Here is a 20,408-nt window from a genome sequence, read left to right on the forward strand (position 1 = left end):
GGAAACGGTTTTAAACTGCTTTAGAAAGTTCAATATTTACAATTTGAGTATAGGGGTAACCCTAATTGGGGGGCAATACCCTGTGTTTGTGACATGACTTGAATTGACTTGGTAATTTACCGATCCATTTTCTAGGTATTGCATGTAATGCGACTTCGAATTGCGACCTACAACATTCACAAGGGGGTGATGGGCTTGCGCAAGCCCGCCCTGACCATTCACGCCCTGCGCGAGCAAATTCATGCGATGGATGCCGACCTGGTGTTTTTGCAGGAAGTGCAAGGTCGGCACGATCGGCATGCAGGCAAGTTTGAACAGTGGCCCGAGGCCGGGCAGCACGAGTTTCTTGCGCAGTCGCCATCGGCCATCGACGATTTGTTGGGCCATGCAAGCCAGCGATATTTCACTGCTTACGGCATGAATGCCGTGTATTCGCATGGGCACCACGGCAACGCCCTGTTGTCGCGATACGAAATTGAATGGATGCTGAATCAGGATGTGTCAGACCACCGGCTTGAGCAGCGGGGTTTGTTGCATTGCTGTGTGAAAACGCCTGTGGGCCCCATTCATGCCATGGTGGCGCATTTTGGTTTGCTTTACCGCAGCCGCGTACGCCAGGCCAGCAAGCTGATTGAACATGTGGGCACCCATGTGCCTGCTGGCATGCCTTTGGTGGTGGCTGGTGATTTCAATGACTGGCAACGTCGACTTGGGCCGATTTTGCAACAGGGTTTGCAGGCGGAGGAAGTGATGCCTTTGGACAAACACAATCGACTGGCCCGGGTGAGCAGCTTTCCCAGCCGGTTTCCAGTGCTGGGCCTGGATCGCGTGTTTGCCCGTGGTTTCACGGTGCATGAGGCCACGGTGCTTCATGGGCAGGCTTGGGCCAAGTTGTCTGACCACGCACCCTTTGTGGTGGACCTGGAGTGCGCATGGTGTTGAACCTGTTGCCCGCTACCGCGCCCGAGCGCGAGGGCAATGCGGTGGAGTTGCTGATGGGGGGCGAACAGCTGTTTCCACGTGCCCTGCAAGCCATTGAGCAAGCCAGGCATGCGGTGCGCATTGAAACCTATATTTTTGCGAACGACCCGATAGGCGAAGCTTTTTGCCAGGCCATGTGCCGTGCAGCAGCACGTGGGGTAGAGGTGCGCTTGGTGCTGGATGGTTTTGGTGGGCAGGAAGGCGTGCGCACCTGGGTTGCAGGCTTGCGACAGCATGGCGTTCATGTGCGGGTGTTTCGGCCTGAGGGCGCTTGGTTCAAGCTGAACCCAAAACGGCTTCGCCGCATGCACCGGAAAATAATTGCAATCGACAACGACATTGCCTTTGTGGGTGGCATCAACCTGATTGATGACATGAACCATGCGGGTGAACGTGATGAGCTTTTAAAAGCCACTGAGCGGGCACAGCAAAAACGCGAGCCGATATGGGGTGCTTCAGGCGGCATGCGCGAACAGGCCATGGTGGTGAACACCGATTTGCTGGACCAAAAAAAACTGGGGCCACGCTATGACTTCGCCGTGCAGTTGCAAGGCCCTGTGGTGCAAGACGTGTGGCACAACATGGAATGGTTGTGGTTGCAAATTGGCCCGGGCGGCCGTGTTACCGATACCTTCAGTTCAAGCTGGTGGAAGGAAAGGGTAGAGCAGTTGCAGGAGGCCATGGTGCGCCAGCGCTCAGCCCCCAAACCAAAGCCAGTGGGCAAGGTGAAGGCCCAATTGGCCGTGCGCGACAATTTCCGTTTGCGCAGGCGAATTGAACGTGCTTACGTGCAGGCCATTGGCAATGCGCAACGCTCAGTCATTCTCAGCAATGCCTACTTTTTGCCTGGCCGAAAAATTCGCAAGGCCTTGATTGCTGCCCGTGCGCGCGGCGTGCATGTTCAGTTGTTGTTGCAAGGGCGTGTGGAGTACCGTTTCCAGCATTACGCCACGCAAAGTTTGTATTCCAGTTTGTTGGCGGCGGGGGTGGATATTTATGAATACCTGCCCAGTTTTTTGCATGCCAAAGTGGCGGTGGTGGATTCCAATTGGGCCACGGTGGGTTCCTCCAACCTGGACCCGTTGAGTTGTCTGTTTGCCCGTGAGGCGAATGTGATTGTTTACAACCGGGACTTTGCGAATGCACTGCGCGAAGAATTACAAAGTTCCATTCAAAATGACAGCCGCGAAATTCAGGCCAGCGAGCATGCACAGCGCCCCCTGAGGGAAAGGGTGTTCAGTTGGCTGTGTTATAAATTAATGCTTCTGGCTGTTTTTCTGGGTGGTTTCGGCAGCCGGTATTAGTGTGTGTTTTTGAAGGTTGTGCAGCATGGATTTGGTGGTGAGTCGCCCCGAAGGTTTGTATTGCCCCCAGGGCGATTTTTACATTGACCCTTGGCGCAAGGTTGACCGCGCAATCATCACCCATGCGCATGCCGACCATGCCCGTGTGGGGCACAACCATTACCTGTGTGCGGCCCCCGGCGAGGGCGTGTTGCGCACACGCCTGGGCACCATTTCTTTGGACACACTGCCCTACGGTGCCAGCACCACTCACAACGGCGTCAAAATTTCTTTGCACCCGGCCGGGCATGTGTTGGGTTCGTGTCAAATTCGCCTGGAGTACCAAGGCCAGGTGTGGGTGGCCAGTGGCGATTACAAGGTGGCGCCTGACTTAACCTGCGATGCATTCGAACCTGTGCAGTGCCACACATTCATCACGGAATCTACCTTTGGTTTGCCCATTTACCGCTGGCGCAGCGATGCTGAAATTTATGCCGAGATAAATGCATGGTGGGCTGCCAATGCCGCACAGGGCAGGGCCAGCGTGTTGTACGGCTACTCATTCGGCAAGGCGCAGCGAATACTGGCGGGTGTTGATTCAAGCATTGGCCCCATTGTGTGCCACAGCGCTTGCGAAGGTTTGAACAAGGCCTATCGCGATGCAGGTGTGAAGCTGCCTGAAACATTCACTGTGAGTGAAGTGCTCGACAAATCCATTTACAAAACCTGCCTTGCCATTGCGCCACCCGCAGCCCAGGGCGCTGCCTGGATGAAACGATTTGGCAATGCGTATTCTGATGCGTTTGCATCGGGCTGGATGCAGTTGCGTGGTGGGCGCAGGCGCAGCAATGTAGACCGGGGTTTTGTGATGTCTGACCATGCAGACTGGCCCGGGCTTATGCGTGCCATTGGTGCCACTGGTGCAGAGCAGGTGATTGTGACCCACGGCTATGTTCAGGTAATGGTGCGCTGGTTACAAGAACAGGGCTTGAATGCACGCGCCTTTGTCACTGAATATGGCGGCGAGGGTGAAGGCGAAGGGGAGCCTGCTGCATGAAACAGTTTGCAGAATTGTTTGCCGAACTGGATGGCTCCACCTCAACCTTGCACAAGGTGCAGGCATTGCGCCGTTACTTTGAGCGCGCACCCGCCGAGGATGCTGCATGGGCTGTGTATTTTTTGTCAGGCGGAAAACCCAAGCGCACCGTGCCCACACGCACCCTGCGTGAGGTGGCTTTGCAGGTGAGTGGTTTGCCCGACTGGTTGTTTGAAGAAAGTTACCAGGCGGTGGGCGATTTGGCGGAGACCATTGCCCATGTGTTGCCCATTGCACCCGTGCAAACGGGTCATGCACAAGGCTTGGCCTGGTGGATGCAAAACCGAATTTTACCCCTGCGCACGCTGCCCGATGAAGAACGCATTGTTGCCGTGCAAGCTTGCTGGAATGAGCTGGCAGCCAATGAGCGGTTTCTGTTCGTGAAGCTGGTAGGTGGCGGCTTTCGGGTGGGTGTATCCAAGTTGTTGGTGACCCGCGCACTGGCTGAGCTGGCTGGGCTGGATGCAAAGCTGGTGGCCACCCGCATGATGGGCTTTGCCGATGCCAGCAACCAGCCTACGGCCGAGCAGTTCAGCGCCTTGTTGGCTTCGCCTGGTGAAGGCAGTACCGGGCAGGATGCTGGTCGATTGGGCCAACCTTTGCCGTTTTTTCTGGCGCACCCCTTGCAGGAAGAACCTGAAAGCCTCGGCGCAGTTGAAGACTGGTTGGTGGAATGGAAATTCGACGGCATTCGAGCCCAAGTGGTGAAAGAGGGCGGGCAGGTGTGGGTGTGGTCGCGCGGTGAAGAATTGGTCAGCGAGCAGTTTCCGGAGTTGCAGGAAGCCTTCGCGCAATGGCCCGATGGCTGCATTCTGGACGGCGAAATACTGGTGTGGCAAGGCGATACACCCGCTGGCTTCAATGCCTTGCAGGGGCGTTTGAATCGCAAAGTGGTCAGTAAAAAATTGATGACCGATTCGCCGGTTGTATTTCTTGCCTACGACCTGCTTCGTTTGAATGGCCTGAACACAGTGGATCAAACCCAGCTGCAACGCCGAGCTGCACTGGAAGATTTTTATGCGAAACATCATGAACAAAGCACCGTGAATTCCATGCCGCGTTTGTTGTTGTCGCAACGCGTGTGCGCAGCAAGTTGGCAAGAACTGAAATTGCTTCGGGAGGAAAGCCGTGCGCGGGGCGTGGAAGGTTTCATGCTGAAGCACCGGGATTCCCGCTATGGGGTTGGCCGAACCAAGGCCGACGGTTTGTGGTGGAAATGGAAAATTGACCCCATGACCATCGACTGTGTGCTGGTGTATGCACAGCGCGGGCATGGGCGGCGCGCCAGCCTGTACACCGATTACACGTTTGCTGTGTGGGAAACGCCGCCAGCCAATGCTGCGCAGGCGCAAGAAGTGGCGCAAGCGATAGCAAACGGTGAAAAAGTAGAAGACACGGTGGCCCGTGGTTTGCCCCGTTTGGTGCCGTTTGCGAAAGCTTATTCGGGCCTGACTGACGAAGAATTCAAAGAAGTAGACCGTGTAATTCGCAAGCACACCGTGGACAAGTTTGGCCCGGTTCGCACTGTGGTGCCAGTGCTTGTTTTTGAGCTGGGCTTTGAGGCCATTTCCCGTTCCAGTCGACACAAAAGTGGTGTGGCTGTTCGTTTTCCACGTATGCTTCGCATTCGCCATGACAAACCTTTGCATGAAGCCGATCACCTTGCGGTGCTCGAGGCTTTGTTGCCCCTGGAGAATGTAGTTTGAATCCCGAAAACAGTCGCCTGTTGGGCATTGATTTTTCCAGCAGTCCCACCAAGAAAAAACCAATTGCAGTGGCTGTGGGCCAGTGGCAGGGTGCGGTGTTGGCAGTTGATGAACTCATGTCGCTGACCACGCTGGGCGAGTTTGAAACCTTGTTGAAAGAAGGACCCCAGGCATTCGGAAAACTGGAGCGCGCAGCAGGGCCTTTGGAGCAATTGGGATTTGTGGCCGCCATTGACATGCCTTTTGGTTTGTCGCGCAAACTGGTGGAAGGTTTGAAGTGGCCTGGCGCGGGGCGCACCGACTTCAAGGCCTGGGAAAACCTGATCAACCACTACAGTGCCTTGAGCCGCGAGCAAATTCGTGCCACCTTCAAAGCGTGGTGTGATGCACGGCCAGCCGGGCACAAGTTTGCGCACCGGGAATGCGATGGTCCGGCGGGTTCATCGCCTTCCATGAAATGGGTGAACCCACCTGTGGCTTACATGCTGCACGCTGGTGCACCGTTGTTGATGAAAACGGGCGTGCACATACCCGGCATGCAGCGTGGCGACTCCACACGCGTGGCCCTGGAGGCCTACCCTGGCTACCTGGCCCGCAAGGTGTTGAACCGGGCCAGTTACAAAAGCGATGATCCGAAGAAAGACACAGCCGATCGACGTATGGCCCGCTCTGAGTTGCTGTGTGCTTTGGAAGAAGGCATGTTGTTTGGCATCAAGGTGCAGGTGCGCCCTTATTTGCGCGCGAAGTTGCTGGATGATGTCAAAGCCGATCACCTGGATGCGGTGCTGTGTTGCCTGGTTGCGGGCTGGGCAGCCAAGCGGGTTGATTCCAATTTCGGTTTGCCCAAATTGATCGACCCTGTAGAGGGCTGGATTGCCGGGGTGGTGCCTTAGGTACTGGGCAATTCAATGCTGACCAACAGACCGTTTGGTGCGCAGTTGCGTGCGCTCAGTGTTCCATTTGCGCGCTGAAGCGATTTTTTTGCAATTGCCAAACCCAGGCCATGTCCGGAATGTTCGCCGTGTTTGAAAAAGGGCGTGAATAGCTTGGGCAATAGTGCCATGGGTACGCCTGGGCCTTGGTCCTTGATTTGAATGCGCAGTAATTTGCCATGCCGGGTGCAATCAATTGTCACCGCGGTGTTGGCGGGTGTGTGTTTGATCGCATTGCGAATGATGTTGTCGAATGCGCCTTGCAGGCTTTCTGCATCGCAGTTCAAATTCCACTGTTTTACGTCGCTGTTGAACACCACCTGTTTGTGCTGTTGTTCGGCCTCAAATTGTGCATCGTCTACCACGGCTAACAGCAGTTCAATCACATTGTGGTCGCGGTTGTTTTCAGGGTTGTGGTTGGAGTCCAGTCGGGACAAATTCAGCAATTGTCCAATCAGGTTGTCCAGTCGTTCTGCCTCGGTTTCAATGCGGCTTAAACTGGTGTCCAGTTGTGCCGGGTTCTGGCGTGCAAGGCCCACAGCCAGGTTAAGGCGTGCCAACGGCGAGCGAAGTTCATGCGACACATCGTGCAGCAAGGCTTTTTGTTGCTCAATGCGGGTTTCAATTTCTTCGGCCATGTGGTCAAAGCCGCTGAGTAACTCGCCAATTTCATCGCTGCGTTTTTTGCCGGTTTTTTGCTTGCTGGAAATGCGCACGCCCAAGCGACCTTTGCCCGCCTCACGGAATGCATTTTTCAAGGTGTTCAGTGGTCTGCTGAAGGTATAAGCCAGCACACCCGCAAACAAAAGGCTGGCCAAAAGTGCTGCAAACAAACCTGCACCCGGCACGGGTGGAAGCGGAGGTTCCAAGGCCTCACGTTGCCTGCGTTTGTCGGTGTGTGGTGCCGGTTCGCCTTCGTTGGCGTTGTTGGTGGCTTCCGCGTGGCGACGATTGCGAGGAATGAATAAAATCCATTCCGATTGATCTTGCGCGGTTACCCTCAAAATGCCCTGTTCGGTCTGTTCCTCGTTGTTGAACAAAACGGTTATTCGTTGCTGAATGTTTTCAGGTACTTCCCGGCTCAGAATTTCTCTGCCTTCGCTTGACACTGCAAACACGGGGACGGCATTGCCGGTTCGCTGGCGATTGCGGTCCAGCAAATCACGCAGGGCATTCGGGCCTTTGCCCTCAAGCACTTCCTGAATGGTTTCCAGCATGAATTGCGCGCGTGGGCCTTCTGCAATGTCGCTGCTTGCTGGTTTTTCCCGCATCAGGTACAGCGCAGTGCCTGTGGCCACGGCCGCAGCAATCAGGCACAGCCAAAAGCCGAAGAAGAATTTCCAGAACAGCTTGCCCATTCGTGCAGCTCCGCTTAATCGAGGCTGAGCTGATAGCCCTGCCCGCGAATGGTGTGCAGGGTCAGGGGCAATTCTTCGCTGTTCAGGTTCAGCTTGTTGCGCAGGCTACTGAGGTGCACGTCAATGCTGCGGTCAAAACGCTCAAGGGGGCGACCCAATCCCTGCTCACTCAATGTGGCTTTGCTGACCACCTGGCCTGCATGGCTGGCCAACACCTCCAGCAAATTGAATTCGGCGCTGGTCAACTCGATTTCACTTCCGTTCAGCAATACTTTGCGCTTGGCGGGCTGCACTTCGAGCGGGCCCAGTTGAAGGGCCTGTTTGGGAGCACTGCTGGAATCATTGGCCCTGCGCAAAATGGCGCGCACACGGGCCACAATTTCGCGGGGCAGACAAGGTTTGGGTACATAGTCATCTGCGCCCAACTCCAGCCCGACAATGCGGTCAATGTTGTCACCGCGGGCCGTCAGCATCAGCACCGGGGTGTTGTACTTCAGGCGAATCTGTTTCAGGGTTTCAAGCCCGCTTTGCTGCGGCATCATGACATCAAGCACCACCAATTGGTATTGCTCGTCGGCCAGTTTTTTCAAACCCTCAATTGGGTTGGCGCAATGCTCGGCCTCAAAGCCCTCGCCGCGCAGGTATTCGCACAGCATTTCGCCCAGTTCAATGTCGTCGTCGATGTGAAGTATTTTCGTCATGGCCTCAATATTACTCGGCGGCTTGGCTTGATGCGCAATTGTTTGCGATCGCTTTACCCATCTTTACACAGCCCACATCCTCGTTTACAAGCCGGTTTTGCACAATGCAGTTGTCATTACACAAGGAGTAGGCAAATGAATGTATCGAAACTGACGATCCAGAAAATGATTGCTGTCACAGCGATGGCCATGGCGATTCCCATGAGCGCCTATGCAGGCCATCATGAAGAGGGCGGCAAAAAGCAGCATTCAGAAATGCGCCACCACCACAAGCATGGTGGCATGGGCATGTTGAAGCAGCTGGATTTGACCGAGGCTCAGCAGGCACAGGTCAAGCAGATCATGGACACCCAAAGGAGCAATATGAAAGCTGCCATGAAAGACCGCCGCGCTCACCGCGAGGAAATGAAGTCGATTGTGGAGCAAGACACTTTCGATGCCGCCAAGGCGGAACGCCTGATCGCACAGCAACAGGAACAGGAACGCGCCACCAAATTGAGCATGCTGCGCACCCAGCACGAGATTTACAAAGTGTTGACCCCCGAGCAGCGGGAAAAAGCCAAAGTGATTCGTGCGGAATGGAAAGAGAAGATGAAGGACCGTTACAACAAGCGCAAAGCTGACAATGCCAGCAATGCCATGTAATACCGGAATTTTGTAGGTACTTTCCCAACCACCTTTTGAAGTATTCCAGTAGTAGCGCTTTTGCCCCTATACTGTTCCAAAAAAAGGAGACAGTTAATGGGGCAATCTTTTATTCGACTCGCATTGGCCTGCACTTTGACAGCAGCCAGCACCGCAGCAATCGCAGCCCCTCCGGGCTTGCTCTTGACCTACAGCTTCGACAGTTTGTCGGGCAAATTTGGTCAGCCACAGGAAATCAAAGCCAGGTCATTCACCTTGGGGGCAACCTTGGTGGGCGAAGGTTATCGTGCTTCCCTGTTCGTACCCTACATTTCGCTGGAAGGCCCGGGTACCCTGGTTGCAGGTACGGTAGCAGGCACCAACGGCCCTGCGCGCCGCAGCGAGCAAGGCTTGGGTGACATGGTGGCCACCTACACCACAGACATCATTGGCGGCATTCAAACCAAGGGCTTTGCCATGTCGGCAACAGGTTTGGTGAAAATTGCAACCGGCAATGAAGACCGTGGCCTGGGCACCGGCAAAACCGATTACGGTATTCAGGCTGACCTGGCCTACCGTTTTAACAATGGTTTTGGCTTGACCGCAGTGCTGGGGCGCCAGTACTACGGCGACACACCCGAGCTGCCTTTGCTCAATGGCAACTACAGCACCGTGGGTGTGAATTTTCCGCTGGGCAAGTCGCTGTTCGTGAACTTGACCACGAGCCAGCGTGATGAATTGCTGGCTGGTACCGAGAAGCGCAGGGAGCGGGCAATTTCAGCGGTGTACGGACTGGACACCACTTCGGCCCTGCAGTTTGGTTACACCAAAGGCCGCAGCACAGCCAGCCCGGATGATGTGTTCTCCATCAGTTACGTGTCGCAGGTTGAATAAGATTCACCCCGCATAAACTCCGGGGTGATGCTTTCTCATCACCCCGGGCCTACCCCAGTGTTGCGGCATGTTGCGCTGCGATAGAATAATGGCTTGATCTCTTCAGGCCCACACCGTGTCCAAAGACCTTTCTCACCTACTCGACGCAAACCGCTCCTGGGCAGCCGCCCAAGTGGACAAAGATCCCGACTTCTTCAAACGCCTTGAAAACCAGCAGTCGCCGGAGTATTTCTGGATCGGTTGTTCGGACAGCCGCGTGCCCGCCAACACCATTGTGAACTTGCAACCCGGCCAAGTGTTTGTACACCGCAATGTCGCCAATCAGGTATTCCACGGTGATTTGAACGGGCAGTCGGCCACGCAATTTGCAGTGGAGTTTTTGAAGGTGAAACACATTATTGTGTGTGGGCACTATGGCTGCTCGGGCGTGCGCATGGCCATGCGGGGCGACCGTGTGGGTTTGGCAGATGCCTGGGTCAGACCCATTCACCAGTTGGCACGCAGGCATGGTTTGGTGACCACCGATGAAAATCTTCAGCAGACCTGTCACGACCAATTGTGTGAACTCAATGTGATTGAACAGGTGAAGCACCTGTGTGAAAGCACCTTGATTGAAGACGCCTGGGAGCGTGGGCAAGACTTGACCGTACACGGCTGGTTGTACAGCCTGAAAGACGGCATTGTCCGAAACCTTCAAATTTCCATCTCTGGCCCCAAGGACATTGACAAGATTTACACCAATGCGGTGGCGGCGTTGAAAAAGCGTTACAGCTGAGCAATTCTTGGTCTAGAATGAGGAAATAATTCAAGCGTTTGTTTGAATTGTGGTTTCAACTAAAATTCTAGGAGACGATTTACATGGCTTTTTCTACCCAATCCAAACTGGGCGATTTGCTGGACAATCCAGAGACCGCAGCGATTTTGGAAAAACACATGCCCGGCATTTCCACACATCCGCAAATCGGTATGGGCAAAGGTTTTCCATTGGCCGTTGTGGCCAATTTTTCCGGTGGTTTGATTACCCAGGAAATGCTGGAAGCAGTTGACGCTGAATTTGCCGCCTTGGGCTGATTGATTCGTTGATTCGGATCGATTGTTCCAGCTGGTTGATCAACGGCGAGTGGGCCAGTTCCATTCGCCGTTCTGTTTTTGTTGAAGAACAGGGCATTGATGAATCTGAAGAGTGGGATGAACACGATTCAGCTTCCATACATGTGGTGGCTTGGTGGGGCAGCAGTGCAGTTGGTACCGCCCGGCTGTTGCCGGATGGAAAAATTGGCCGAATGGCCGTACTCCCTGAATTCAGAAACCGGGGAATTGGAAGTGCCATGTTGCTGGCTTTGCTGGCGGTGGCCAAAGAACAAAATTTGCCGCAAGTGCGCCTGAGTGCGCAGCAGCAGGCAATTGAATTTTACAGTCGACATGGTTTTTCGCCACTTGGTGATGCCCACACAGAGGTGGGCATACCCCACCAGTGGATGGTGTTAAACCTGACAACATAACAAAGGACTGGGTTGTGGCTAGAGTATTGAAAGAACAAAAACACGACGATGGCCGACGTGGCGACATTGTTCGCGCAGCGGCAAAACTGTTTCGCGACAAAGGCTATGACGGGGCCAGCATGCGCGCGATTGCCAACGCGGTGGGCATGCAATGCGGAAGCCCGTTTTACCACTTCGCCAGCAAGCAGGATATTTTGGTGGCGGTGGTCGAAGAAGGCCTGCGCCAGGGGTTGGAAAAAACCCGCGCTGTTGTGAAACCAAACCTGACAGCAGATGCCCAGTTTCGTGCTTTGGTGAAAGTGCATCTGAGTATTATTCTTGAAGATGGCAATGACTTCATTCCAGTGATGTTGTACAACTGGCGCTGCCTGGACGAGGTGCACCAACGCAGGTTGATTGCAACCAAAGACGAATACGATGCCATTTGGCAAGATGCGGTCAATGGTTTGTACAAGGCTGGTTTTTTGGGGGGCGATACGAAATTCGCTCGCTTGATGGTGTTGGGTGCCATGAACTTTATGGTGACCTGGTACAAGCCAAAGAAGGGTGACAACCTGGACACACTGTCTGACAAAGTGGTGGCTTTTTTTCTGTCTCAACACGCCTGAATTTTGCAAACAAGAAAAAGCCCTTGCTGGCATTCAAGCAGCAAGGGCTTTTTTATTGACGGGCTTTCGATTAACGCAGCAGGCCTGTCAATGAGGCTGGGCGAGCAGCAATCACGTTCTGGATCAAGCTTGAGGTGACCGCAGTGATTGCTCCCAACTGGCCTGCATTCATCATGCTTGCTGTTGCGCTCAAGTTGCCTGCCAGGTTGGCGGAGGCCAAACCTGCAACATCCAGTGAACCGGTGCTGGCCATGTCAGCAGCCAGGTTGGCGCCTGATGTTATATTGGCCACGTTTTGAACTGTGCCCAACACGCCACCTGTGACACCTTCAACCACGGTGCCGGCTGTTTGGTATACGCCATCGACTGCATTCAACACCTGGCCCAATTGCTCACCACTCAAGTTCACAGTGGCGCTCAGGCTTGCATTGGCGCTGGCCATGGCCTGGCCTGCATTGTCCTGGCCTGCTTCGGCTGATTCACCCACACTGTCACCGGTATCGGCTGTTTGGTCGCCGGCTTCGGGTTGATCCATCTCTGGGGCTTCCGCAGTGGGTGCAGGCTCATTGGTTGGCGCTGGTTCTGCAACAGGGGTGGGTTCTGGGCTTGCTTCAGGGGCTGGTTGCGCTGCGGGTGGCTGCTGGCGCTGGAACAGGCTCACTTTGATTTCACCCTGTGCCTGACCTTGGGCAGAAGCCTGCTGGCCTGAATGTGCAGCGGCGAACAAAGCGCCCCAACCATTCAATGTTGCAATGTCAGAAGCCTGAGCTGTCATGGGCATTGCGAAAGAGGAAGCGATGGCTGCAACGATTGCGATTTGTTTGACTTGCATGGTGTTCTCCTTTGTGTTGGGTGTAGTAGGCGCTTTTTGGATCTCGCCTCACACTTTCACTAACGGAGACACCGTGTAGGAAAAAGATAACTAGCTAGGGGGTCCGCCCAACGTGGTGTACCCCTTCAAACAGGTGAAGATTATTCGGTAATTTTCATGTTCAGCAGCACTTGAGCCATTCCTTTGCCCAGTGGGTCGTTGCGCATCGAGGTCATGCCGCCGCCGTCCAGTGCTTCTTTCATAACGAGATTAAAAGCGTGAACTTGAGGTAACTCGAAAGTGTGAACCTCACCTTTCACCAGGTGCGCGAGGTAGTTCTTTATGTGCTCGGGGCGCAGCAAATGCCGCAACAAGGGCCAGTGTTCCGGTTTTCTGGCCACGATGCCCACATTGCTGGTGTCGCCTTTGTCGCCGCTTCGGCCATGGGCAATTTCAATCAAAGGCTTGCCCAGCAGTTCAGGGGGAATGGCTGGTTTTGCAAGTGCAGGTGCGGTGTTTTCGCTGGTTTCTGCGCGTGCTTTCGGATGTTCCGGCTCTTGATATTGAATGCGTTCACCGTCAACTTGCACCACCGCCGTTTGCATGTGTTTGGGCACAAAGCAGCTGAACATTTTGACCAAAGGGGTCACGTTGGGGCGGCCCATGCCAAAGTTGCCACTGGTGCCCGGTGCATAGCTGGTGCCTGCCGGGGCAATTTCACGGGAAAAAATGGATGCGGCTTTTTTGTCGCTGTGGGTAATGGCAATGCGCATCATGGCCTCGTGGCCCAACCGCACCTGGGCATGCGGACCCAAATCGGTTTCGCTGCCAATAATTTCAATCGATGTGCGTGTGTAGTCTGCCAAACCTTGTCGCTTGAACATGGCGCGTGTGCGCTCCAGAATGGCTTCACCCGTGCGCCTGGCTTTGGCATGCGCATCAAAGCCCACAATCGACAACATGCCAATACACCGAAACCCTTCCGGATAGGTGGCGCACACTTTGTACAGGTCGCTGGGGGCTTTGCCGGTGGCGCCGTGAATCCGCACCCGGTTCGGGCCGGTTTCGTCGATGTTCACTGTGGTGAAGTCGCACACCACATCGGGCAAGGCGTAGTTGGCGGGGTCATGAATTTCATACAGCAATTGTTCAGTGGCCACGGCTTTGTTCACCAAACCCCCGGTGCCTTCTGGTTTGCTCAACTCAAAGCTGCCATCTGCGGCAACTTCAACAATCGGGTAGCCAATATTGGCCCAATCAGGCACTTGCTGCCAGTCTGTGAAAAGCCCGCCGGTGGCTTGCGCGCCACACTCAACAATGTGGCCGGCAAGGCTGCCTTGCGCAAGTTGATCCAAATTGCTTGTTTGCCACTTGAATTCATGCACCAGTGCGCCCAGCACCATGGCGCTGTCCACCACTCGGCCGGTGATCACAATGTCGGCACCAGCATCGAGCGCTGCCGCGATCGGAAATGCACCGAGGTAGGCGTTGGCTGTGAGGAAAAAGGGTGGAGCAGCCTGACCGGAATGTTGGTCTGTTAATTCAACCCCATTTTTTCTCAACTGACCCAGTGTGGCTGTGGCGTCATCACCGCTTACCACGCCAATTCGAATGGTGTGGCCAGCTTCGGTCATGGCCAGTTGCAAAGCCGCGGCGCAAGCAGCAGGGTTAAGCCCGCCTGCATTCGCAATAATCTTGATGCCTCTGGATTTGGCTGCAGGCAGGGCCTTCTTCATCAGGTCGATGAAGTCGAGTGCGTACCCGTGTTCCGGGTTCTTCATGCGCATGCCAGCCATGATGGCCAGGGTTAGTTCGGCCAGATAGTCGTAGGTGATGTATTGAATACCCGGCACCTTTAGCAGTTGCTCTGTGCCCAGGCTGCTGTCGCCCCAAAAGCCGCAGGCGCCGCCGATTTTGATGGTGTTTGAATTGGGCATGCTGTTGGTCACTTGTGATGGTTTCTGAAAACCCATCATAGCAAAGCAATTTGCAACAAATCAAACGATCGTTTGAATTCTTGTTTGTTAATTTCCTAGTTCTTGTAACTCGAGAGGTGAATGCTCGTTTCCGTGTTGCTGATTCCCTTGATCAATCGAATGCGCTCAAGAATCCCTGACAAGTCGTTCAAATTCTCTGCCTGTAGTTCGACCAGCAAATCCCAGCGCCCATTCGTGCTGTGAATTGCCTTGACCCCCGGTTCACCCAGCAGCTTGGACAAAACGGTTCGGCTGTCATTGCCTTCAATCAGAATACTCATCCACGCAACAATTAAATTGGCCGTGGCATTGGGTCTCAACTTGACGCTGTAACCCACAATGACACCCTGGCTTTCAAGTTTGCTGATGCGATTGCTGACAGTGCCGCGGGATACTTTCAATTGATGCGCCAATGCAGCAATGCTTAACCTTGCATTGGTGCGCAACAAGCCCAATAGTTGACGATCCAGAGTATCCATGGTGCCGTTTTGAAGTGTATAGCTGACAATATGATAGAAATATTGCATTTCGCAAGCATTTTGTGCGCTTATGCTTGACCTTGTTTGATAGCAGAATGGTGTGTGTAATCTGAGTCAAACAGCTGGAGGGGTGATGATGGACACGCCATTCCTGAGCGCGCATGGCGCTGCAAAACTTGTTTCACGGCAGGGGCTTTCCCAATGCCTCAATGGCATGCATGATGCGATTGCCCACGACTTCAAACGCTGGGAACAGTTTGAGAAGTGGGCACGCCTTGCAAGCCATTGCGCCGAAGGTGTTATTGAAATCATGCCGATTAGCGATGGGCAAACCTATGGCTTCAAATATGTGAACGGGCATCCAAACAACCACCGGCATGAATTGCCCACCGTCATGGCTTTTGGTGTATTGGCCAGCGTACAGACCGGCCGCCCCCTGTTCATCAGCGAACTGACTTTGATCACAGCCCTTCGCACGGCGGCCACGTCTGCTTTGGCCGCGCGCTACATGGCCCGAACCGATGCACGCAGCATGGCCTTGATCGGAAACGGTGCTCAAAGCGAGTTTCAGGCTGTTGCATTTCATGGTTTGTTGGGAATAGACACGTTTTACTTGTACGACCCCGATTTGGAAGCCACAGAGAAACTGGCCGATCACCTGGATGAACTTGGCTTGAATACGGTGGTGTGTAAAAGTATTCTGGAAGCTGTGCGCAAAGCGGATGTAATCACCACTGCCACTGCCGTGAAAACCCGAGCCAATGTGTTGACCCGGGACATGCTCAGGCCTGGCGTTCATATCAATGCAATCGGTGGGGATTGCCCTGGAAAAACTGAGCTTCATCCCGACGTGTTGCGCCATGCCCGTGTGTTTGTGGAATTCGAGCCGCAAACCCGAATTGAAGGTGATATTCAGCAAATGCCGACAGATTTTCCAGTGACCGAGCTGTGGGAAGTGTTGACAGGTTTTGCCCTTGGGCGAACCAAGGCAGATCAAATTACCGTGTTTGATTCTGTGGGTTTTGCGCTGGAGGATTTTTCAGCGTTGGGTTACATGCATCAATTGGCCCAGGCAAAAGGGGAGCTCGAGTACCTGTCATTGATTCCCGAGATGCGAAATCCAAAAGATCTGTATGGTTTGATCGCCAGGAAAGGCGCTGCATGATTTCACTGATCGGTGCGCCATGTGAGGCAGGGGCGAATGTGACTGGTTCGGCCAAGGGGCCGGATTCATTGAGGCGTGCTGGCATTTGCGACAGTTTGGTGCGCATGGGCTGCAAGGTCGAGGATCAGGGCAATCTTCAGGCCAAGGCACCCGAGCAAAATTCCACCGTGATGGGCTATCGAAATTTTCATGAGGTGGTGGCTTGGGCGCGCGCAGTGCACATTGCGGTGGCAGGTGCCCTGAAAGAAGGGAATGTACCTGTGTTGCTGGGGGGTGATCATTCTCTGGCCATGGGCTCAATCAGTGCAGTGGCTGCGCACTGCCGCCGGAAGCACAAGTCTTTGCGCGTGTTGTGGCTGGATGCACACGCCGATTTCAACACGGCCAGTACTTCTATCACGGGCAATATGCATGGCATGCCTTTGACTGCGCTGTGTGGTCAAGGACCGCCTGAACTGACGCAACTTGCCGGGTTTTACCCCGCTTTGCAAACCTCTCAAATTCGTCTGCTGGGCGTGCGTTCAATCGATCCCGAAGAACACCGTGCCGTGCGCCGCGCAGCCCTGCCCATATTGACCATGCGCCACATTCAGGGGCGTGGAATTGTCAGGGCCATGAACGCAGCACTGGCCGACATTGTTCCGGGCACGCATGTGCATGTCAGCTTCGATGTGGACTGTATCGATCCCTCGGTGTTGCCTGGTGTGAGCACGCCGGAAAAAGGTGGCTTGCAGCTGGATACCTTGCGTTATTGCATGGCGCGTATTGCGCAAACCGGTTGTGTGGCCTCAGTGGATCTGGTGGAGCTTAACCCTGTGGCCGACCCCACGGGCGAAAGCGCCAAACGTGCCGTTGACTTGTTGGCCGTGCTTTTGAATCCGGATTGGGAAAGGCACGTGCAGCGTGCGTTCAGTTGGGCTGATCATGCAGGCTGAACTCGATCGTTTGCGCGCGGAAATCAATGCACTGGCCAGGGTGGATGAAACGCAAAGGGTGCGTGTTTTGCTGGAACAATGCACGTGGCCGGAAAGTGAATTGGATGCCGTAAAACAGAAAGCCCTTGGGCACATCGCACGTTTGCGCAAGGTTCAAAAGCACAGTGCAGGTATTAACCGGCTAATGGCGCAATACCGTTTGTCCACCCTGGAAGGTGTGGCACTGATGTGTCTCGCAGAGGCCCTGCTGCGAATTCCGGATTCGCACACGCGTGATGAACTTATTCGAGACAAACTCAGCCATGCCAATTGGGCTGTTCACCTTGGGCAGGATGCTTCCCTGTTTGTAAATGCCAGTACCTGGGGTTTGTTCATTGCTGGACAATGGGTTCAAATGCCCAGCGACGATAGCCTGTATTCCAGTTTGCAGCGTTTGATTGCGCGCAGCAGTGAGGGCCTTGTTCGCAAGGCGGTTGAACTGGCCGTGAAATTCATGGGGCAGCAGTTTGTTGCGGCCCAAACCATTGAGGAGGCCCTGCGCAACAGCCGTGCAAGCGTGGCTAAGGGCCACACCTATTCATTTGACATGTTGGGTGAAGCCGCCGTGTGTGAGGCCGATGCACAAGCGTACTTCAGCAGCTATGCCCACGCTATTGAGGTGATAGGGCAAGACAACACCCAAGGAGTGTTTCAGGGAAACGGCATTTCAGTGAAATTGTCAGCACTGCACCCGCGCTACACGTTGTGGCAGGAAAATCGCGTGTGCGCTGAGCTGTACCCGAGGCTTTTTTCTCTGGCGCTTTCTGCGAAAAATCACAACATCGCATTCAACGTGGATGCCGAAGAAAGTGAGCGCCTGGATTTGTCACTTGACCTGTTTACACGGCTGGCTTTTGAGCCTGAACTAAGGAATTGGAATGGGTTGGGTCTGGCTGTGCAGGCTTACCAAACCCGAGCCACCGCTGTGATTGAATTTGTTGCCGCACTGGCACGCAGCAGTGGCCGTGTCATTCAGCTTCGTTTGGTAAAGGGTGCCTACTGGGACACTGAAATCAAGCGTTGCCAAACACAGGGTTTGGCGCACTTTCCGGTGTTTACGCAAAAAGTTCATACCGATCTTTCTTACCTGTGTTGTGCAGAATTGATGTTGCGAAACAGCGCCTATGTTTACTCGCAGTTTGCCACCCACAATGCCCACACCTACGCGGCCGTTCAACACATGGCGGCCCGGCACAATGTGCACAATTTTGAAATGCAGTGTTTGCATGGCATGGGTGAAGGCTTGTACCAGAAATGCAGAATTTATGCGCCTGTGGGCAGCCATCAAACATTGCTGCCGTACCTGGTTCGCCGCCTGCTGGAAAATGGCGCCAATACCTCCTTTGTTAACCAGATCGTGGACCCCAAAGTGAATGTGAATGAACTGGTTGAACACCCGGTGGTTAAGTTGCGCACGCAAGGTGTTCACCCCAACCTGGCGTGTGTGCCTGCACCGCAATTGTTTGGCGAAAATCGCCTGAATTCAACAGGCCTCGATTTGCACTGCAAAGGTATTGTGGAGCAATTGCAATGTGCGGTGCAAAAGAGCGCGTTGGCTGCCTTGGAGCCAGTTTCCTACAGTACTCAAACACAAGTGCAGCAGGCGTTGAATAGTGCTTTGCAGTCGTTTGACATCGCCAGTGATTGGTTTTCGAATGGTGCAGGGCAGCGGGCTTTGTGCCTGTTGCGAGCGGCCGAGTTGCTTGAATCAGATTCGCTTTACTTGATCAACTTGCTGGTGCACGAGGCTGGCAAAACCATTCCTGCCGCGCATCTGGAGGTGCGCGAGGCGATTGATTTTTGCCGCTATTATGCAGTCCAAATTTCCACCTTGAATTCGCAACAATCTGAATCAACACCGCGCCTTGCGGTGTGCATCAGTCCGTGGAATTTTCCGCTCGCAATTTTCGTGGGGCAGGTTGCTGGGGCCTTGGCCAGCGCACATGCCGTGGTGGCCAAGCCAGCCGAACAAACACCACAAATTGCACGCCATGCAGTGCGCCTGTTGCACGCGGCGGGCGTGCCGGCTACCGTGTTGCAGCTGGTATTTGGTGATGGGGAGGCAGGCTCCTGGTTAAGTCGTTTCCCCGCCGTTGATACGGTGTTGTTCACCGGTTCCAACGCGGCTGCCAAGCACATACAAACCAGCTTGCTAGAACACGATTCCTTGCGGCTTCCGGCCTTGCTGATTGCTGAAACCGGTGGGCAAAACGCAATGGTGGTTGATTCATCCGCCTTGCTGGAACAAGTGGTGGGCGACGTGCTTGAGTCTGCTTTTGGCAGTGCAGGGCAGCGTTGCTCGGCGCTGCGCGTGTTGTGTGTGCAAGACGACATTGCCGACAATTTGATCGCCTTGTTGAAAGCGGCCATGCAAGAACTTCAGGTGGGCGTCCCGGCAAGTTTGTCGACAGACTTGGGGCCCTTGATTGATCAGGACGCATGGCAGGCTGTACACACGCACATTCAACGCATGAAAGAAAGTGGTGTGCCTGTGTTCCAAGGTGAGCGCATTGACCCAGCTGCACAGGGGTTCTTCATCGCGCCCACCTTGGTCGAGCTGCAGCATTTGCATGAATTGCAGCGAGAGGTATTTGGCCCTGTGCTGCATGTGCTGCGATACAAGGCAGGCGGCCTGCCGGCCTTGCTTCATGCATTGAATGCCACGGGTTACGCCCTGACTTTTGGTATTCACAGCCGCATTCGATCCACCATTGATCTGGCGTGTAACACCATCAATGCCGGCAATGTGTACGTGAACAGAAACATGGTGGGCGCCGTTGTAGGTAGTCAACCGTTTGGTGGGCACGGACAATCCGGAACCGGCCCCAAAGCGGGGGGGCCGCATTACCTGCCTACCTTGATGCGCCTTGCCCAGCTACCCCCCGTGCACAATGGCACCTTGCCAGGTCCCACGGGCGAGCAAAACCTTTACCACTGCTGGCCTCGTGGGCGGGTGTGGTGCACGGCACGGGATGAACAACAGCTTAGACAGCAAATTGAGGCAGTGTTGACCACCGGAAATGTGGCTGTTGTTCAAAGGGGAATGGTCAAAGAATGGCAAAGTCCGGGTATCGAATGGGTCAACGAAATTCATCTGGAACACATGGATGTCGCAGTTTGCGAGTGCACACCGCAACTTGCACTCGCAGTGGCTCGCGAGTTGGCAGCCTATTCCCAACGAATCATTCCCGTGATACTTGCCAATCCCGATGGCAGCTACCCAGCCTATCGGCTGTTGCGAGAGCAGCTTGTGTGTACCAACACAGCAGCAGCGGGCGGCAATGTTGAACTGATTACCCGGGTTTGAGGCAATTTTTT

General features: G+C 54.4%; 19 protein-coding genes. 14 read left to right on the top strand and 5 right to left on the bottom strand.

All coding sequences use genetic code 11. The annotated features are described in order from the left end of the window. The first annotated feature begins 147 nt into the window (after positions 1-147). The 5 genes from FCS97_RS04845 to FCS97_RS04865 are packed head-to-tail and all read left to right on the top strand — an operon-like array spanning position 148 to position 5,959. Complete coding sequence (locus tag FCS97_RS04845) at positions 148-942, top strand: endonuclease/exonuclease/phosphatase family protein (RefSeq protein ID WP_138517063.1); 795 nt, start codon at positions 148-150, stop codon at positions 940-942. After that, positions 933-2,285, top strand: coding sequence for a phospholipase D-like domain-containing protein (locus FCS97_RS04850; RefSeq protein WP_138517065.1), 1,353 nt, complete (start codon positions 933-935; stop codon positions 2,283-2,285). The genes FCS97_RS04845 and FCS97_RS04850 overlap by 10 nt, the downstream gene beginning before the upstream one ends. A 25-nt stretch (positions 2,286-2,310) precedes the next feature. Beyond that, positions 2,311-3,321 carry a ligase-associated DNA damage response exonuclease gene (locus tag FCS97_RS04855; RefSeq protein ID WP_138517067.1) on the top strand — a complete coding sequence of 337 codons (1,011 nt, stop codon included), beginning with the start codon at positions 2,311-2,313 and terminating at the stop codon, positions 3,319-3,321. After that, positions 3,318-5,066, top strand: coding sequence for an ATP-dependent DNA ligase (locus tag FCS97_RS04860; RefSeq protein WP_138517069.1), 1,749 nt, complete (start codon positions 3,318-3,320; stop codon positions 5,064-5,066). Before FCS97_RS04855 ends, FCS97_RS04860 begins: the two co-directional genes overlap by 4 nt. Further along, on the top strand, positions 5,063-5,959 hold the full coding sequence (locus FCS97_RS04865) for a DUF429 domain-containing protein (protein WP_138517071.1): 897 nt from the start codon (positions 5,063-5,065) through the stop codon (positions 5,957-5,959). The genes FCS97_RS04860 and FCS97_RS04865 overlap by 4 nt, the downstream gene beginning before the upstream one ends. On the opposite strand, the gene FCS97_RS04870 is transcribed toward FCS97_RS04865, so the two are convergent. Beyond that, positions 5,956-7,356: an ATP-binding protein gene (locus FCS97_RS04870; protein WP_138517073.1), complete on the bottom strand. Its 1,401-nt coding sequence runs from the start codon at positions 7,354-7,356 to the stop codon at positions 5,956-5,958. The two genes, FCS97_RS04865 and FCS97_RS04870, sit on opposite strands and share 4 nt — an antisense overlap. Before the next feature lie 14 nt (positions 7,357-7,370). After that, positions 7,371-8,057, bottom strand: coding sequence for a response regulator transcription factor (locus FCS97_RS04875; RefSeq protein ID WP_138517075.1), 687 nt, complete (start codon positions 8,055-8,057; stop codon positions 7,371-7,373). A 135-nt stretch (positions 8,058-8,192) separates the two neighbouring features. Here FCS97_RS04875 and FCS97_RS04880 point away from each other — a divergent pair, with 135 nt between their 5' ends. The 6 genes from FCS97_RS04880 (at position 8,193) to FCS97_RS04905 (ending at position 11,685) form a co-directional block, all read left to right on the top strand. Further along, on the top strand, positions 8,193-8,702 hold the full coding sequence (locus FCS97_RS04880; protein WP_171035172.1) for a Spy/CpxP family protein refolding chaperone: 510 nt from the start codon (positions 8,193-8,195) through the stop codon (positions 8,700-8,702). A gap of 96 nt (positions 8,703-8,798) precedes the next feature. Beyond that, positions 8,799-9,575 (top strand): transporter, encoded by a 777-nt coding sequence (locus FCS97_RS04885; RefSeq protein WP_138517079.1) that lies wholly within the window; start codon positions 8,799-8,801, stop codon positions 9,573-9,575. A 115-nt stretch (positions 9,576-9,690) separates the two neighbouring features. Further along, entirely contained in the window at positions 9,691-10,350 is a 660-nt protein-coding gene (locus tag FCS97_RS04890) for a carbonic anhydrase (protein ID WP_138517081.1), read from the top strand. A gap of 83 nt (positions 10,351-10,433) precedes the next feature. After that, positions 10,434-10,646: a hypothetical protein gene (locus FCS97_RS04895; RefSeq protein WP_008249526.1), complete on the top strand. Its 213-nt coding sequence runs from the start codon at positions 10,434-10,436 to the stop codon at positions 10,644-10,646. Between the two features lie 8 nt (positions 10,647-10,654). Beyond that, on the top strand, positions 10,655-11,077 hold the full coding sequence (locus FCS97_RS04900; RefSeq protein ID WP_138517083.1) for a GNAT family N-acetyltransferase: 423 nt from the start codon (positions 10,655-10,657) through the stop codon (positions 11,075-11,077). 14 nt (positions 11,078-11,091) lie between these two features. After that, entirely contained in the window at positions 11,092-11,685 is a 594-nt protein-coding gene (locus tag FCS97_RS04905; RefSeq protein WP_138517085.1) for a TetR/AcrR family transcriptional regulator, read from the top strand. A gap of 70 nt (positions 11,686-11,755) precedes the next feature. Here FCS97_RS04905 and FCS97_RS04910 read toward each other — a convergent pair whose 3' ends face one another. From FCS97_RS04910 to FCS97_RS04920, 3 genes are all read right to left on the bottom strand, one after another. Next, complete coding sequence (locus tag FCS97_RS04910; protein ID WP_138517087.1) at positions 11,756-12,517, bottom strand: hypothetical protein; 762 nt, start codon at positions 12,515-12,517, stop codon at positions 11,756-11,758. A 140-nt stretch (positions 12,518-12,657) separates the two neighbouring features. After that, positions 12,658-14,433: an acyclic terpene utilization AtuA family protein gene (locus FCS97_RS04915; RefSeq protein ID WP_171035173.1), complete on the bottom strand. Its 1,776-nt coding sequence runs from the start codon at positions 14,431-14,433 to the stop codon at positions 12,658-12,660. Positions 14,434-14,528: 95 nt separating this feature from the next. Beyond that, positions 14,529-14,951: an Lrp/AsnC family transcriptional regulator gene (locus tag FCS97_RS04920; protein WP_138517796.1), complete on the bottom strand. Its 423-nt coding sequence runs from the start codon at positions 14,949-14,951 to the stop codon at positions 14,529-14,531. A 133-nt stretch (positions 14,952-15,084) separates the two neighbouring features. Between FCS97_RS04920 and FCS97_RS04925 the strand changes: the two genes are divergently transcribed. The 3 genes from FCS97_RS04925 to putA are packed head-to-tail and all read left to right on the top strand — an operon-like array spanning position 15,085 to position 20,397. Beyond that, the gene (locus FCS97_RS04925) at positions 15,085-16,116 is read left to right on the top strand and encodes an ornithine cyclodeaminase (protein ID WP_138517089.1); all 1,032 of its coding nucleotides are present in this window, start codon (positions 15,085-15,087) and stop codon (positions 16,114-16,116) included. Beyond that, positions 16,113-17,051: an arginase gene (rocF, locus tag FCS97_RS04930; RefSeq protein WP_138517091.1), complete on the top strand. Its 939-nt coding sequence runs from the start codon at positions 16,113-16,115 to the stop codon at positions 17,049-17,051. Before FCS97_RS04925 ends, rocF begins: the two co-directional genes overlap by 4 nt. Then, positions 17,020-20,397 (top strand): bifunctional proline dehydrogenase/L-glutamate gamma-semialdehyde dehydrogenase PutA, encoded by a 3,378-nt coding sequence (gene putA, locus FCS97_RS04935; protein WP_246065855.1) that lies wholly within the window; start codon positions 17,020-17,022, stop codon positions 20,395-20,397. The genes rocF and putA overlap by 32 nt, the downstream gene beginning before the upstream one ends. Positions 20,398-20,408 lie beyond the last annotated feature (11 nt).

It is taken from the genome of Limnobacter alexandrii (assembly GCF_005871185.1).
In the GTDB taxonomy this organism is placed as follows: Bacteria; Pseudomonadota; Gammaproteobacteria; order Burkholderiales; family Burkholderiaceae_B; genus Limnobacter; species Limnobacter alexandrii.

Excerpts from the sequence above, each read along its gene's own strand:
- FCS97_RS04855 (WP_138517067.1), top strand. The coding sequence starts at position 2,311 with ATGGATTTGGTGGTGAGTCGCCCCGAAGGTTTGTATTGCCCCCAGGGC.
- FCS97_RS04920 (WP_138517796.1), bottom strand. The coding sequence starts at position 14,951 with ATGGATACTCTGGATCGTCAACTATTGGGCTTGTTGCGCACCAATGCA.
- FCS97_RS04850 (WP_138517065.1), top strand. The coding sequence starts at position 933 with ATGGTGTTGAACCTGTTGCCCGCTACCGCGCCCGAGCGCGAGGGCAAT.
- FCS97_RS04910 (WP_138517087.1), bottom strand. The coding sequence starts at position 12,517 with ATGCAAGTCAAACAAATCGCAATCGTTGCAGCCATCGCTTCCTCTTTC.
- FCS97_RS04875 (WP_138517075.1), bottom strand. The coding sequence starts at position 8,057 with ATGACGAAAATACTTCACATCGACGACGACATTGAACTGGGCGAAATG.
- FCS97_RS04895 (WP_008249526.1), top strand. The coding sequence starts at position 10,434 with ATGGCTTTTTCTACCCAATCCAAACTGGGCGATTTGCTGGACAATCCA.
- FCS97_RS04870 (WP_138517073.1), bottom strand. The coding sequence starts at position 7,356 with ATGGGCAAGCTGTTCTGGAAATTCTTCTTCGGCTTTTGGCTGTGCCTG.
- FCS97_RS04915 (WP_171035173.1), bottom strand. The coding sequence starts at position 14,433 with ATGCCCAATTCAAACACCATCAAAATCGGCGGCGCCTGCGGCTTTTGG.
- FCS97_RS04885 (WP_138517079.1), top strand. The coding sequence starts at position 8,799 with ATGGGGCAATCTTTTATTCGACTCGCATTGGCCTGCACTTTGACAGCA.
- FCS97_RS04925 (WP_138517089.1), top strand. The coding sequence starts at position 15,085 with ATGATGGACACGCCATTCCTGAGCGCGCATGGCGCTGCAAAACTTGTT.
- FCS97_RS04860 (WP_138517069.1), top strand. The coding sequence starts at position 3,318 with ATGAAACAGTTTGCAGAATTGTTTGCCGAACTGGATGGCTCCACCTCA.
- rocF (WP_138517091.1), top strand. The coding sequence starts at position 16,113 with ATGATTTCACTGATCGGTGCGCCATGTGAGGCAGGGGCGAATGTGACT.
- FCS97_RS04845 (WP_138517063.1), top strand. The coding sequence starts at position 148 with ATGCGACTTCGAATTGCGACCTACAACATTCACAAGGGGGTGATGGGC.
- FCS97_RS04880 (WP_171035172.1), top strand. The coding sequence starts at position 8,193 with ATGAATGTATCGAAACTGACGATCCAGAAAATGATTGCTGTCACAGCG.